This is a genomic window from Cupriavidus sp. 96C5-1 (assembly GCF_057798855.1).
The window spans coordinates 1-14,342 of record NZ_JBYOJU010000060.1 but is presented as its reverse complement, the minus strand read 5'-3'; the positions used below and the strand labels follow the sequence as shown (position 1 = coordinate 14,342).

At 62.4% G+C, this 14,342-nt stretch carries 14 protein-coding genes and 1 pseudogene; 5 read left to right on the top strand and 10 right to left on the bottom strand.

Going from position 1 to position 14,342, the window contains the following annotated elements; translation table 11 throughout:
* Window positions 1-420 precede the first annotated feature (420 nt).
* Both AC3FOF_RS39800 and AC3FOF_RS39795 read right to left on the bottom strand, forming a co-directional pair.
* Window positions 421-681 carry a hypothetical protein gene (locus AC3FOF_RS39800; RefSeq protein ID WP_488729732.1) on the bottom strand — a complete coding sequence of 87 codons (261 nt, stop codon included), beginning with the start codon at window positions 679-681 and terminating at the stop codon, window positions 421-423.
* A gap of 9 nt (window positions 682-690) precedes the next feature.
* The gene (locus AC3FOF_RS39795) at window positions 691-855 is read right to left on the bottom strand and encodes a hypothetical protein (RefSeq protein WP_276269353.1); all 165 of its coding nucleotides are present in this window, start codon (window positions 853-855) and stop codon (window positions 691-693) included.
* Between the two features lie 624 nt (window positions 856-1,479).
* On the opposite strand from AC3FOF_RS39795, the pseudogene AC3FOF_RS39790 reads away from it, so the two are divergent.
* The 4 genes and pseudogenes from AC3FOF_RS39790 to AC3FOF_RS39775 form a co-directional block, all read left to right on the top strand.
* Window positions 1,480-2,424: pseudogene (locus AC3FOF_RS39790) on the top strand (cation:proton antiporter domain-containing protein); the annotation flags it as partial.
* 5 nt (window positions 2,425-2,429) lie between these two features.
* Complete coding sequence (locus tag AC3FOF_RS39785) at window positions 2,430-2,978, top strand: LysE family transporter (protein ID WP_488729731.1); 549 nt, start codon at window positions 2,430-2,432, stop codon at window positions 2,976-2,978.
* A gap of 48 nt (window positions 2,979-3,026) precedes the next feature.
* On the top strand, window positions 3,027-3,257 hold the full coding sequence (locus AC3FOF_RS39780) for a hypothetical protein (protein WP_488729730.1): 231 nt from the start codon (window positions 3,027-3,029) through the stop codon (window positions 3,255-3,257).
* A 70-nt stretch (window positions 3,258-3,327) separates the two neighbouring features.
* Window positions 3,328-4,068 (top strand): hypothetical protein, encoded by a 741-nt coding sequence (locus AC3FOF_RS39775; protein WP_488729729.1) that lies wholly within the window; start codon window positions 3,328-3,330, stop codon window positions 4,066-4,068.
* Between the two features lie 72 nt (window positions 4,069-4,140).
* Here AC3FOF_RS39775 and AC3FOF_RS39770 read toward each other — a convergent pair whose 3' ends face one another.
* The 5 genes from AC3FOF_RS39770 to AC3FOF_RS39750 all read right to left on the bottom strand — a co-directional run bounded on the left by AC3FOF_RS39770 (window position 4,141) and on the right by AC3FOF_RS39750 (window position 9,652).
* Window positions 4,141-4,395 (bottom strand): hypothetical protein, encoded by a 255-nt coding sequence (locus AC3FOF_RS39770; protein ID WP_488729728.1) that lies wholly within the window; start codon window positions 4,393-4,395, stop codon window positions 4,141-4,143.
* A 17-nt stretch (window positions 4,396-4,412) separates the two neighbouring features.
* On the bottom strand, window positions 4,413-4,574 hold the full coding sequence (locus AC3FOF_RS39765; RefSeq protein WP_488729727.1) for a hypothetical protein: 162 nt from the start codon (window positions 4,572-4,574) through the stop codon (window positions 4,413-4,415).
* Between the two features lie 280 nt (window positions 4,575-4,854).
* On the bottom strand, window positions 4,855-5,976 hold the full coding sequence (locus tag AC3FOF_RS39760; protein WP_488729726.1) for an alpha/beta fold hydrolase: 1,122 nt from the start codon (window positions 5,974-5,976) through the stop codon (window positions 4,855-4,857).
* A gap of 312 nt (window positions 5,977-6,288) precedes the next feature.
* Window positions 6,289-7,758: a cytochrome P450 gene (locus AC3FOF_RS39755; protein ID WP_488729725.1), complete on the bottom strand. Its 1,470-nt coding sequence runs from the start codon at window positions 7,756-7,758 to the stop codon at window positions 6,289-6,291.
* Window positions 7,759-8,800: 1,042 nt separating this feature from the next.
* A complete protein-coding gene (locus AC3FOF_RS39750) occupies window positions 8,801-9,652 on the bottom strand; it encodes a transcriptional regulator (protein WP_488729724.1) in 852 nt (283 codons plus the stop codon).
* Between the two features lie 324 nt (window positions 9,653-9,976).
* Here AC3FOF_RS39750 and AC3FOF_RS39745 point away from each other — a divergent pair, with 324 nt between their 5' ends.
* On the top strand, window positions 9,977-10,279 hold the full coding sequence (locus AC3FOF_RS39745) for a hypothetical protein (protein WP_488729723.1): 303 nt from the start codon (window positions 9,977-9,979) through the stop codon (window positions 10,277-10,279).
* A gap of 496 nt (window positions 10,280-10,775) precedes the next feature.
* Here the strand turns inward: AC3FOF_RS39745 and AC3FOF_RS39740 are convergent, their stop codons facing one another.
* The 3 genes from AC3FOF_RS39740 to AC3FOF_RS39730 form a co-directional block, all read right to left on the bottom strand.
* Window positions 10,776-11,042, bottom strand: coding sequence for a hypothetical protein (locus AC3FOF_RS39740; protein ID WP_488729722.1), 267 nt, complete (start codon window positions 11,040-11,042; stop codon window positions 10,776-10,778).
* Window positions 11,043-11,734: 692 nt separating this feature from the next.
* Window positions 11,735-13,405 carry a glucose-6-phosphate isomerase gene (gene pgi / locus AC3FOF_RS39735; RefSeq protein ID WP_488729721.1) on the bottom strand — a complete coding sequence of 557 codons (1,671 nt, stop codon included), beginning with the start codon at window positions 13,403-13,405 and terminating at the stop codon, window positions 11,735-11,737.
* A gap of 67 nt (window positions 13,406-13,472) precedes the next feature.
* A partial coding sequence (locus tag AC3FOF_RS39730) for a glucose-6-phosphate dehydrogenase (NADP(+)) (RefSeq protein WP_488729720.1) occupies window positions 13,473-14,342 on the bottom strand: 870 nt, incomplete at its 5' end.

Genomic DNA, 14,342 nt, shown 5'->3' with positions numbered 1-14,342 from the left:
CAATATCCTCGACGGAAATGCTGCCCGCGCATAAGCATGGATGAACTCGATCGAGAATCTTACGTGCCGTAACGATGGCCCCGGCGTCTTGACTAGCAGCCTGTCGGCGTAATTCTGCGGCAAGCCCTCCAGGAAGGCTCTCACGGCGACGTGTCGTATGCTGACCGCAGTGGCCATCACCGTCGATTCAGGGGCACCACCGTCAAAGCACAATCGCATCATCAGGTCAGTATCGCTGGCAATGTATTGAACACACTCCCTAGATAGGAGCCGTAGCGACGCGCGGTGCGGCGCACGGCGACCTACACTTCGTCGACGCGGTCGCGTCCGGCGCCGGCACACTGGCCCTCGCCGAACGCGACCTCCCAGACAATTTCTTTTGCTAATTGACCCAGCGGTGAACTTCCGCAGGCCCGAAGCCTAGCCTGCAGCATGATGATGCCCGCCTCCGCCGCCGGGATTTGTCTGCCCACTCGCGCCAACTCGTTTGCCGTGCAGCATAAAGAAGTACCAGGCAAAGGGATGGCCAACCCTCACGTCGAATCGCAGCAGTTCATCCCAGAGGTCGAACACGGTACCCCGGCGCTTCCGCTTGATCTCGGGTAGCTTGCGAGTCGACGTCCAGGCCAGAATCACGGTGAGGTGGCGCAACTGATCCTCCGGGTTCGTGTAGTCAGACACCTCGGACACTCAATGCTCGCTGAGCACGGCGCCATGCTGTCCGGCACTGGAGCACTCCCAATCGGCGAAGAATCGCGCCAGGTGTGGCTTCAGCACCCGTTGTTCCGGATGCACATCGAGGTAGCGAATGCGCAGTTCCTCCCCTGTTTGCACATCGCAGATGCAGATCACCATTCGCTCCAAATCAGCTTTCCGCGCCTTGTCCGCCTCGGCCTCCAGGCGCAGTTTCCGCCAGATCCTCTACCCACTCGAGCTGATATGAGGGCTGCCACACGGGCTGCGCTCATCTAGCGTCATTCCCGAGCACGCCTGCTCCAGCAGATCATCGAGCGATCGTGGCTCCGCATAAGGATCGAGGTCAAACATGGCTCGCTCGATGATGTATTGGTAGCGGCTGACAACGATCTGGAAGAACTCTGCCGTACCGGTCCCGTAGGGCACCACCAGACAGGGACGCTCGATCTCTGCGCCGGCCAGCCGCAGCGGGCTGGGTCGCAACGCAATGCTGGCGTAGGTGGCAACACGTAACGACTGTAATCAAATCCGTGTATTAGTGGTAGGCGAAGACCAGAATCTTGCAATGGGTGAGGATCCTTTTGCGTTTTACTTCCAACCAATAGACCTGCGAGGCCGCGACAGCCGTGCGACACCATAAAAATGACGTCGCGGCCGTCGCAGGTGGCAGCCTCTACGATATCCTTGTACGGCGTGGTCGAGGTCGTTGTATCGATGCGGCAGGCCACACGTGCCGCTGCCGCGGCTGCGAGGACCTGATCCCCCAACTTTTGCGGCCTCTGAATGGAACACAACATACCCCTGATCACCACGCTCGCCGCTGGCTTCAGCATCGCCTTGATCCTTGGGTTCATTGCCGAGCGAATCAAAGTGCCAGCGCTGGTCGGCTATCTGGTGGCCGGGATCATCATCGGCCCCGGCACGCCCGGTTTCGTGGCCGATGTGCATCTGGCCTCCCAGCTCTCCGAGATAGGTGTCATGCTACTGATGTTCGGTGTCGGCCTGCACTTCTCCCTCAATGACCTCTTGGCGGTTAAACGCATCGCTGTGCCAGGGGCGGTGGTGCAGATGGCATTGGCCACGGTGCTGGGCATGCTGGTGGCGTGGTGGTGGGGATGGAGTTGGGGCAGCGGATTGATTTTCGGCCTGGCCCTGTCGTGCGCCAGTACTGTAGTGTTGCTCAAGGCCCTGGAAGCACGTGGCGTCCTCGAAAGCATGAACGGTCGCATCGCGGTCGGCTGGCTGGTGGTCGAAGACTTGGCCACCGTGCTGGTGCTGGTCTTGTTGCCGCCGCTGGCCGGCGTCCTGGGCGGCACCGTGGAGGTGCCAGCAGTCGAATCAAAACCCTTGTGGACAACTATCGGGCAAACGCTGTTGCAGGTGTCGGCCTTCATTGCCCTGATGCTCATCGCCGGCCGCCGCGTGCTGCCCTGGCTATTGTGGCAAATCTCGAGGACTGGCTCACGCGAGTTGTTCACCCTGTCGGTAATCACCGCCGCCATTGGCATTGCCTACGGTGCGGCCCAGCTGTTCAGCGTCTCATTCGCTCTGGGAGCATTCTTCGCCGGGATGGTAATGCGGGAATCCGAGTTCAGCCACCGCGCGGCTCAGGAATCCCTGCCGCTGCGCGACGCCTTTTCTGTGCTCTTCTTTGTGTCGGTGGGCATGCTGTTCGAACCGGCTATCCTGATGGAACAGCCGGTGCACGTACTTGGCGTGGTGGCCATCACTTCGTGGCGGTGACCTCTCATTCGTTGAGTGAGCGCCGTTCCGGTGTGTTCGTCGGCCTGGGAATCACCTGTGCCGTGGCCATTTGGGCAAGCCTGGCGGTGTTCGGCTTCGGACTGCTGATACAGCAGTTTTTCTGGCTCTATGAAGGTATCCGGCTGGCCGGCGCGGCCTATCTGATCTACCTTGGCGTGCGCATGCTGGCGGGAGCCCTTCGTGCACGAGCAGGGACCCAAGACATCGCACAGGCGCCGCCCCTCGGCGCGGGGCAGGCATGGCGCAGAGGATTCCTGGTGGGAATCACCAATCCCAAGACCGCAACCTTCTTCGCGACCTTGTTCGTCACTTTGCTACCTGTGGGAGCGCCGTCGTGGGTGTATGCGGCAGTGGTGGCCGTGGTGGCCTGTATCACCGGCACATGGATGTGTTTGCTGGCCTCTTTCTTCTCTGTGGGCGTCGTGCGCTCTGTCTATGCGCGCATTCGTAAACCTGTCGATGCACTGATGGGCGCTGCTCTGGTGGGGCTGGGAGTGCGCATGGCGACAAGCCGATGAGGTTGCCGGCGCCAGGCCGCAGCTGTGCCGCCCAGTGCAGCAGAAAAAATGTCGGGCGTGCCGACGACCCGCATGACCGCCGGGGCGTGCTGGTCGAGCCACCCCCTTTCCGCGAAGCGCGCCGTGAGCGCGCTCTGGGGGCCGATCCAGGCGGGTGGCCTGGAATTGCTCGAACGCTACGGCGATACCGACGTGGCGCTGCTCCAACGATTTCTTGAAGACTATTGTGCGCTCCAGTGGAGCCATGCTGAACGGATTCGGGAAGGCCGCAAGCGTTGACGATACGAATCCGTTCGCACATGCTCGTCCCATAATCAATCGAACTGGTCATCCAACCAGACGTGAAATCTTGAAAATCCCCTTCTGCCGCTGGATCACACACGCAGTCCTGGCGATCATCCTGACCGGAGTCGTCGTTTCTGGTCTGATCGTTTATGGCTATCCCGCACTCGCTGCCGCCATCTGTCCGTCGTGCTACGGGATGCACCACGCTGCGCCGCGATTGATAGTCGACTCAGCCATGCCTCTCCCGTTGCGCGCGCGGCTATCAAATGATGTCGCAGCGGCCGAGTCGATGGTCCGGTCGTTCTACGGTAGCTTTGATCTTGCGCCGATTCTCATTGCCTGCTCTACGGTCGAATGCGATCGACGCGTGGGAGGCCGTGGTGCTCTTGCCTCAACAACCACCACGCCCTTTGCGGCTATCACCCGAGTTTCGCCTCGCGGCCAAACTCCAACTATTCTGGCACACGAGTTCTCGCATGTAGAGCTACATCGGCGGATTGGCTGGTGGATGTTGGCCAACGGCGCCATGCCCGCCTGGTTCGACGAGGGCATCGCTGTCATTGTCTCTGACGACAACCGGTACCTGAACCCCGGGACGACGACGGCCGAGCGTTGCGTGAGGAATAGCGACAGTCCGCTTCCGTTGAGTCCAGCCGAGTGGGGCCCTGGTGCAGGCAAAGACCGGATGATCTACGCCGACGCAGCCTGTCGCGTTCTGCAATGGATGGATATCCACAGCGGGCGGGATGGCTTGCTGAAGGCAGTTGATGCCGCAGCGGAAGGGCAAGCTCTGGATTTGCAGTGAATCGCGTCACGGCCCCAAGACGTCCAGCAAGATACAAGGCGTAAGAGTCATGCGTCGAATTGATGGGCGTCGTTACTCGATCCTCACTTTCATTCGCAGCGCGTAGATCGCATGTGCGAAGGGAAATCGCTTCTCGTGCATGCGCGTCGGCTTGGGCGCTGGCAGCGATGCGGCGACGGCAAAGCAACCGGCTGCCTGCAAGTCGGTCAAGGTCAGGCCGTGCCTGGCCATCTGTACACGGATCCACACCACGGCCGCGGTGCGCTCGATCTCAAGAGACCTGGGACGATAGAAAGGTATCAGGTCTTGGGAAACGAGAATGTACAACGATTTGGGGCGGGCGATCAGTCGCCCTTGCCGGCATCCCACGCCGCCTGCATCGCTTCCATGCGACGCGCGGCCTCCGTGGTCAGATGACGCGTGGTGGTGTCCAGGGAGTTCTGCTCTCCCTTGGACAAGTCGACGAACAGGAGGTCAACTTTGGTGCCGAGGTAGTGTGCTGTCATCAAGACTCGGCGGCAGTCGCGCAGGTAGAGCACGAGCGGGGCCTCCGGCCGCATCAGGCCATCCACGCCCTCGTGGAGCTGCCATTCCAGCTTCGCGCGTCTGCGCAAAAACCTCGATGCCGCGCGATCGCGAAACCGGCTCTGCGGCTAAACACGGAACTGGCAGCACACTCCCGCCTAGCCGCTACTCGCTTGACCTCAGAAACTCGGGGCAATGAAGCGGAAAACCGGGTCCATCACGGCTATCGCAGGCATGTGGTCCTCCGTGCCAGCGCGCCTGTCACGACGCCGCAGACTCATCCCCGAGCAGCCCGTGTTGAAGCGCGACGCGCACACCCTCGGCCCGCGACCGGCAGCTGAGCGCTTTCAGGGAATGGCGGACATGCATTTCGACGGTACGGTGACTCAACCCCATTGATCGCGCGATTTCCTTATCCGTGTAGCCCCGTCCCACCAGTTGCAACACTTCCCGCTGCCGGGGCGTCAGTCGTGGCACCGACGAACTCGCGTTGTCAGCCATGGTCTGCATCGCAGCACGATGTGAGGAAATCCCCAGAAACGACTGGATGGCGCTCGAGATGCGTGGCCACTGGGCATCGCCTGCGAGTGGCAGATGCAGACAGCCCTCCAGTGGCAGGAAGCGTGCCCCGCAAATCAGCGTCGCCAGGTGATTGCCCTCGGCGAACGGCACCACGGGGTCATCCCTCGCGTGCAGGATGAGTGTCGGACAGGCAACGCGGCGCGCCATGGCCGACACATCGGCGTCGAACGAAAGCCGGGTGTACTGAGCTGCTATCGACGAGGTCATCCGCGTGATCGATGCCCGATCGAGTTCGGTCAGTTGCTCGTCGTTGGCTTGCGGAAAGAGGCGTGAGAGCAGCGCGCGCCGGAACGACGCGCTGTACGTGAGATCGGTACCGTAGGCGACGTGCATCGTTTCGGCAATGGCCTGGGATTCACGATCCAACTCCGGCCCAGCGTTGCGTCGCATCCGTCCGCGTGCGTAGCCGTCCAGCACCACGATGCGATCGACGCGCTCCGGATGCAGGGCCGCAAACGCGATGACAGGCAGCGCCCCATGCGTGAGCGCCAGCAGCATGACAGGACCGGCGGACGCCGCGTTCACGACGGCCTCGATATCCTCGGCACAGTTCTCCAGGCTCAGCGGCCCGACCGAGTCGCCCGCAGACAATCCACAGCCCCGTGCCTCATACCGGATGACCCGCACATGCGGTGCGAGCAATTGCAGCCAGTGCCGGGAACCGATCGACGGGGCGTCGAGATGGTCGCCAATATGCAGCGTGGCCATGACCACCGTGCGCGGGCCGGCGCCATACGTGGCCATGGCAAGGCGCGTGCCATCGCGACTGCTGCAAAAGCTGATGTCCGGGACCCAATGCATGGCAGGTAACACGCCGCAAATAGCGACATATTACCGACCAGGATGAGTTGCAGCCAGTGCCGGAAGTCGATCGACGGGGCGTCGAGGTGGTCGCCAATATGCAGCGTGACCATGTTCATCGTGCGTCGGCCGGCGCCATGCGTGGCCATGGCAAGGCAAGTGCCATCCCGACTGCTGCAAAAGTTCTTATCCGGGACCCAATACATGGCAGATAGCACGCCGCAAATAGCGGGGTAATACCGACCAAGATGTCCAGCACGGAGGTTCTGCAAACCAGGAAGCCGAACGATTCAGAATGCACGCGCCCTGGTGTCAGTTCAGTGACGAAAGCCGCACGCGCAGCGAGCGCGGGCGCATCGTGAATGCAAAATGCTCGTCATCGCGATCCTGTAGAGGATTGAGCTCTTCGACGTGGAAGTTCTGCAGCAGTATCGCCGCGGCCATGCGGATCTCAAGCAGAGCCAGTTGGCGCCCCGGACAGATGCGGGGGCCGGCGCCAAATGGCATGCTCACGCGGCGGATCGACGCTTCCGCCCCTTCATGCGCCGCATCTTGCATCCAGCGCTCCGGCACGAACCGCCCTGCATCGGGCCAGCGGTGCTCGTCGACCGCAGCTGGTCTGACCAGGCACATCACAACGGTGCCCGCGGGAATCGCGATCCCGTCCACCACGGTAGGCTGCACGGCCTGATGCCCCTGCACCGGTGCGACTGGCTTCAGCCGCATCGTCTCGTGCGCGCAGGCCTCCAGGTACTCCAGTTGATCCATTTGCGCGTAAGAGCTCGGGAGTGGCACATTGCCGACCACCCGTTTCACCTCCTCGCGAGCCTGCTGCCACGCACCTGGCTCGCGCGCGAGCAAGCGCACCATCCATGCGAGGGAATGGGCAGTGGTGTCCTCACCGGCCAGCAAGATGGTGAGGACGTTGCCTACCACGTCGCGATCACAGAACCGGCTTCCTTCGCGGTCACGCGCGCAGATCAGGGATTCGATCAGGTTCGCCGGGTGCTCGCGCCGTTCTGGCTCGTTCGCCAGCCGTTGCCGTGCCTCGGCGATCAAGCCCGTCACGATCCGGTCAAGCTCGCGCGCGTGGCGATCGAAGGTGCAGTCGGACGGAAGCCTCAGGTAGTGCCAGTAGGGAAAGAGCGCGAAGAGGCGTCGCTGGGCGGTCGGGAACATCGCATCCAGGTGTGCCTGAACCGTCGGGCCGCGCCCTTCAATGGTGTTGATATCGGTTCCCAGTGCCAGACCGGCGACGATGTCCACCGTATACCGCGTCAAATCAGCCAGCAGATCGATCTCCTCGCGCCGTGCGGCGGCCCGCTGCCAGCGCGCGAACAGCCGGCGGCTCACCTGCACCATTGTCGGAAAGTAGCCTCGCAGGTGCGCGGGATCGAACGCCCGCATCACCAGCGATCGCTGCGCACTCCACGCCTCCCCGTTGCTGGCGAACAGACCGCCGGGTCCCATTTCACTGAACACATCGACGAGCCGCTTCGAGCGCTGAAAACCTGTGGGGCGGTCGCGCAGCACAGCCCGAATGGCGTCGGGATCGCTGATCACAACGAACGTGCGGCTGCCGATGCGAAACCGGTAGCGGTCGCCATACCGGCCCTGCCACGCCTCCAGCGTGCGGTGCATGGCATTCGCCTCCATCTGAAGCACATTGCCAACCAAGGGCCAGCCGCGCGGTCCGGGCAGATCTGCGATGCGCAGGGGCGCGGCCGGACGGGCAGCGGCTTCGTCTTGAGGGGAAGCATGGGCGATGGGGCAGCGATCCATAGTCAGCTCCTGTACCGGGGATGCCTCCAGTCTGGGCCAAGCGGCCGTTCAGCATTAGTCGTGCAATTGCTGTTGGCCCCATTAATGACTACGGGGAAGCTACGGTAGCTGAATACAGGTAGGGCCTCGCCACGAAGTTGACTTTCGATTGCTTTCGCCATGAACGAGGCGAGCTGGTAACCAGCTTGCGCTCTCAATGCGGTTGAACGCGTCAATTCTCGTGTACGCGTCAATTCTCGTGTGAAGGGGACGGTAGACCTCGATCGCGAGAGCGGCTGGGAAGAATCCTGTGGTCCCTGACTCCCTGCCGTATCATCAACTCGTCATGCTGGAGAAAAGTCCCTCTGGCCAAGACTACCCTCGCATCGCACACCGGGACTACTCGATTCTTAAGGCCATCAGGCGAACCCGCCAATGCTCCGCCCACTCATAAGGTATTGCGATCTTCTCGTCCTCGGCGATCCCACCGCCCCCCCACGCTATCGAGCTAAGTGCATTACCCCCAAGCAATCTATCGGTCACTTCCATTCCGGCTCGCCGCACCGCAGAACGCGGTACCACCTGGCGTGGCGGCTTGCCTGCTGATACTTGGCCTGGCCTACGTACTGTGGGGCCTGGTGTCTGGCAGCTTTTGAGCTGGCTCTATTCAAGATTTGTCGGCCAAAGTTGGCAAGCAATCACGATCCAGTGTGCGCATCCTCGGAGCGAGAGTCTTGGCGAGTCGAGCGGGAAGCGGAAAAGACGGTAGAGCCCGACACTCGGACACGCAAGGTACCAACGGCTGGGCAAGTCGAGAACCGACGCGTAGTTCCCCATCGAAGGACTGTACGCGACAGCTCGGGGAGCGCTGCCAATTTCCCATCAATGTAGTCCATGGAGGAAGCCGCAGATTTGCACTGCGATCATGGATTCTTTGACGGGTCTGCGGAAAAAATCGCTCGCCTGCATCACGAGGCCAAGCGTGGCCGCGATAACAGTGACCGGCATGCGCCGTATGCTCGCCCAAGCAGAGAGTTGGGCGAGCATACCGCCCAGGCACCGCTTAGCGCATGATCGAAGCAAGATTGCTGGATTGACGTCTGCCCTCAACTTCGCAGCATCCTGAAGAACTGCCGATAGCGCCCTGTCTGCTGAAGTCGGCTAGTTCAAGCCTCGTAGCCAACATCCTCCCAAACGCGTCTAGCAAGACATCTGAGTTCAAAGCAGACGGTCCCGCCAGAGCCGGACAAATGATCCAGGTGGTGCCGTCGCGCACGAGCACGCGCAGAGACTTGACTAAGTCTGCCGGCTGCAGTTGTTGATCTTCCGCCACGACTCCATCTAGCGCGAACGCGCGGACATAGTCCTCAGTATGTCGCTGACCTAGACAAACCACGACTTTCGGTCGCCAGTATGCGCAGATTTTTGCTAGAAAGCGGAAACGGCCACCTTGTCGGCACAGATCCAGATAGCGAGCGATCGGCACTAGGGAAGACTGTCCGCGGAATGCCTTGGACCATGGCGTGACGCCATCGAGTTGCGCCGGCAGGGGAAACAGGTTCAGTTTGAACTCCGCGCCGTCGGGAGCATAGAGCTGATGCCCGTAGTACTGTTTCGAGTCGCTGTCTCCCAGCCGAAGCCCTAGCACCTCTGCACGAGCGGCCGCCATTATGCGTGCGATACGTTGATGGCTCTGCCATTTCCCCATAATGCCAGAATGGACCTTGCGGAAATTCGCGTCCCACGCTAGCGGCTCCGTTCGCGGCACCAGTGGGGCCTGAAAAGACTCGTTCCACGGATGCGGACTTCTATCGCAGAACCACACGGACCCTGCTGGGTTGCCCCCTTCCATTCCTACATACGATGCGAAATAGTCATCTAGTTCTTGACCGGAGAACGCTGCTCTGTTTCTCATATCGATTTGCCGATTGTTGACTGACCGCGGCTACAGAAATCGCTTCGCGAACGACCAACGTGCGCGATTTGGTCTCACATCGCAGGAGGTCCCCGCTTGTACCGCCTATCTTCCCATCGCGGCCTACCGGTCGCCATCACCCGAAATGGGGGGATTATTGTTACCTCCGTTGCGCGGGGCACAACAGCGGCGCGGCTCACAGACACCTACGCTTTTCATCCGCTAGAATCGCGCGAAGTGAACGGGGCGTGGGATATGGCGGACAAAAGTGATCGTCGGTGGGCCAGGATGGCTCGGCCGCTGGTATAGATAGCACTTGGCGTCGTGCTGGTGATGGCCTTCTTTCGTGGCGTCTGGTACGAGCCGGGTAATCTCGACATCGAAGATGCTGTGAGATATGGGTGTTATGAGGCCATCGACCGGATGTCGCCGACGCCTTACGCGGTCGATTTCGAGATAGAGGAAGCGCCGCAAACTTTGCGACGCGCAACGGACGGCACGATAGAGATGCAGTTCAGATTCACGGCAAAGAGCGCGCATGGTTCTTCCACAAGCGTCATTGCATACTGCAGTGTGTCCGGCGACGGACAGCGCGTAGAGCGCATCAGCCTGAGGCGCACGCCTTAGGAAATCCCAGTACCCGCCAGTCTCCAACCACCCACATGGGTGGTTTCTTGTTTTCTGGGGCAGCCAATGTGCAGCCCCGAGCTACCGACTCAGAAATAACCCTGGATATCACCGCCCTCGGTATTGGCATCGACACCTCGAATCTGAAGAAGGGCGAGACCGCGATGCGGGCGGCGGAGTCGGCCGGCACTGGCTGGCTGAGGCGGCGAATGGGGTGGCACCCGTCCACCTACGTTAGCAACGCGCTTATCGGACCATCTCCAATTCCGTCAGCAACCAATGCTTGAACACATCAAAGGCTTCATGCTGAGGCAGGCGCTGAGCCGGTCGCCTCGCATCAAGTCCCTGGGGCGGCTTCAACCCACCCTGAAATGCTCCGCCCCCCCCGCGTTGACGGCCCGCTGCAATCAGGCCGGCATCTCGGCATCCAGGACTCTCGCGATTTTCGGACACGGCTTCTCTCGCCGCACTGTGCGGCTGGTAGGGGAGCCGGTTGTTATTTTCTCAGCCGGACCGTGTGGGACACGTCGGGCATGAGCGGCGCGCTGATTGGCAAGCCCGTGTGGTGCTCGTCGGCTGCATTGGCTTGCGCCCGTCGCTCGTGGGAAACCCCACGTTCGAAATCCGGGACGTACTGCGGATAGCCAACTTCCATGCGGTACTCAATCCACGCGAGAGCAAGATCCAAGGCGCCATCTTCCGCGTTTTGGACAGCCATACGAGCGCACGCCACGCCCAAGTTGTGGGCGGTACCGGAGTTCATGGGTACTTGTTTGCATTTTGACAAGGTGCCTCCTGCGGGTTGGTGGGAGTCGGCAGGCCGGCTGGAAGAACACACCATTTGGAGCCTTCGACTATTTATCTCCGCGCCCTTGAAGCGCTCCCTAAAGTTCGCATATTTCCGAAAAACCCAGCGAAAGCGGAGAAAAAAATGCGTAAAAATCGTTATAGGTGCGTAAATGTGCATTGCCGCCCCAATTGATCAGCAATTACGGCTTAAGCAAGCGCCGTAAGATGCTCTCATCGCAGCCTGAACCGGAAAGAACACACTTTTCCGAACGGCTACGCCAGTAGGCACCGATGCGGCCGTCTAGTTCCACGGGCACCACCAGCTTGTCCAGCGGCACCACCAGGCCAGTGTGTTGTTCAGCAATACCTCGGTACTGGGCGCTCTGATGGCTTGCGTTCCCGGTGAGGACCGCCGGGGAGAGTATCAAGGTCTGGCGATTGAGATACGTCTAGGCAGGAGAGTCAGAACGGGCGGAACATCCTGCCCGCAAGGAAAACAACAAGGAGTTTCGACTGCCAGTATGATCGCCGGGCGTCTATCCTGCGGCTGAGGTCTACCTGTTCGTCGAACCGGAAGCCCGGCCATTGATTTTCATTGCCCTCGGCGGGCACGCAAGTCGTTGTCATTGCATCCCGGTTGTAAGGGCACGCAGCCGCGCTGCAACCTTACCAGGCCGACGCCGCAGCCAGCGCACGCCGAATCAATCCGGCGGTGGAGGCGTCGTGCGACCGCGGCGGCCCGCCATCAAGCTCGCTGGCGATCGGCGCGGCCAGTTGCTTGCCGAGCTCTACGCCCCACTGGTCGAAGGAGTTGATGTTCCACAGCACGCCCTGCACAAAGGTGCGGTGCTCCGAGAGCGCGATCAGCGCGCCCAGGTGATAGGAATCGAGCCGCTGCAGCAGCAGCGTGTTGCTGGGGCGGTTGCCTTCGAACACCATGTGCGGAACCAGCGCCTCGTCCTGCACGCCAAGCGCCCTGACCTCCCCGGCGGTGCGGCCACGCAGCAAGGCCTCGCCCTGGGCAAAGCAGTTGGCGAGCAGCTTGGCGTGGTGGCCGGGCATCGGGTGCACGGGCTCCAGCGCGGCAATGAAATCCACCGGCATCCAGTGCGAGCCCTGGTGCACCATCTGGAAGTAGGCATGCTGGCCGTTGGTGCCGGTGGTACCCCACACCACAGGCGCGGTGCCGTGCGCGGCCGCGGCGCCGTCGAGCTGCACGGACTTGCCGTTGCTCTCCATCTCGAGCTGCTGCAGAAAGGCCGGCAACAGTTCCAGCGGCTCGCAGTACGGTGCCACGCAGCGGCTGCCTGTGCTCAGGAAGCTGCGATACCAGACGTCGAGCAGACCGAGGATCATCGGCATGTTCCGCGGCGCGTCGGCCTCGGCGAAATGCCGGTCCATGGCGCGGGCACCGTCAAGCAGCTGGCGAAAACGCGCGAAGCCGACAGCCAGCGCGATCGACAGTCCCACCGCCGACCACAGCGAGAAACGCCCACCCACCCAGTCCCAGAACGGGAACATGTTGACGGGGTCGATGCCGAACTCCGCCACCGCCTGCCGGTTAGTGGAAACCGCGACGAAGTGGCTGGCCAACTGCGCCGGCGGCACGCCGTGGCGCAGGAACCAAGTGCGTGCGGTTTGCGCGTTGGCCATGGTCTCCAGCGTGGTGAAGGTCTTGGAGCAGACCACCACGAGCGTGCTGGCAGGATCCAGCCGCGCCAGCACGGTCGCGAGATCGCTGCCGTCTACATTGGCGACGAAATGCATGCGCGGCCCGCCGGTATCCAGGTGCGCGAGCGCGCGGCAGACCATGCGCGGCCCGAGGTCCGAGCCGCCGATGCCGATGTTGATCACGTCGGTGATCCGGCGGCCATCCCAGCCGCGCCACGCGCCGCCGCGCACTGCGCCGGAAAAGCGCTCCATCTGTGCCAGCACCGCGGCCACGTCGCCGGCCACCGCCACGCCCTGCGCGTGAAAGCCGTCCTCCGGCCACGCACGCAACGCCATATGCAGCGCGGCGCGGCGCTCAGTGGTGTTGACCGCTTCTCCGCGGTACATGGCGTCGCGCCGTGCGGTCACGCCAGCCTCGTCGGCCAGCGCGAACAACAGCGCCATGGTGGTATCGGTGACGCGGTTCTTGGCGTAGTCCAGCGTCAGGCCGGCCGCCTCGGCCACGAAGCCTGCGCCGCGGACTTCACCCTGCGGGCCGTCGAACCAGTCGCGCAGGTGGGCATGGCGAATGGCTTGCACATGCGCTTCCAGGCGCTGCCACGTCGGCAGGGAACGGGACCCTTGGAGCATGGGGGACATCGGGGACGTGGTGGACTTCGGGGACATCGAATCAACTCCTGTACTCGCCGCCACGCCAACAACCGCCGGCGCGCCGCAATGCATCAGACTTGCCTCACAGCTCTTCATGCCAGACCGCACCATCGCGCGAAGGCAGCGCGCTCGATGCGGCCGGCCCCCAGGTGCCCGCGGTGTAAAGCTTGGGCGCAAGGTTGCTCTGCGCCCAGGCTTGCTGGATCGGTGCGACCCAGCGCCAGGCCTGGGCCTGCTCGTCGCGCCGCACGAACAAGCCAAGCCGGCCGCGGATGACATCGAGCAGCAGGCGCTCGTAAGCACCGGTCTTGCGCTCATGCCGTGCGCCCTGCCCGCGCGGCAGCATGCGTTGCAGGTCCAGCGAAGCGGGCTGCAGCGCCTGCGTGTCGCCCGGCTGCTTGACCAGGAAATGCAGGCGGATGCTTTCCTCGGGCTGCAGCGTGATCACCAGCCGGTTGCCAGGCTCGTGGTCGAGCGGGCGTGGGAACAGGGAATACGGCACGTCGCGGAACTGGATCACGATCTCGGCCACGCGCGACTGCATGCGCTTGCCGGTGCGCAGGTAGAACGGCACCCCCGCCCACCGCCAGTTGGCGATCTCGGCCTTGATGGCGACGAAGGTCTCGGTCTGGCTGTCGGGCGGGATGGCCGCCTCGTTCACATAGCCCGGCACCGCGTCGCCGCCCGCGGCGCCGCGGCAGTATTGCCCGCGCACCACCTTCTCGGCGACCTCGCCCAGTTCGATCGGCTTGAGCGCCTTGAGGATCTTCAGCTTCTCGTCGCGGATGGCGTCCTCGGACAGGCTCGAGGGCGGCTCCATCGCCACCATGCACAGCAATTGCAGCAGGTGGTTCTGCACCATGTCGCGCAGCGCGCCGATACCGTCGTAGAAGGCGCCGCGCTTTTCCACGCCGAGTTCCTCGGCGATGGTGATCTGCACGTCGCGCACCCA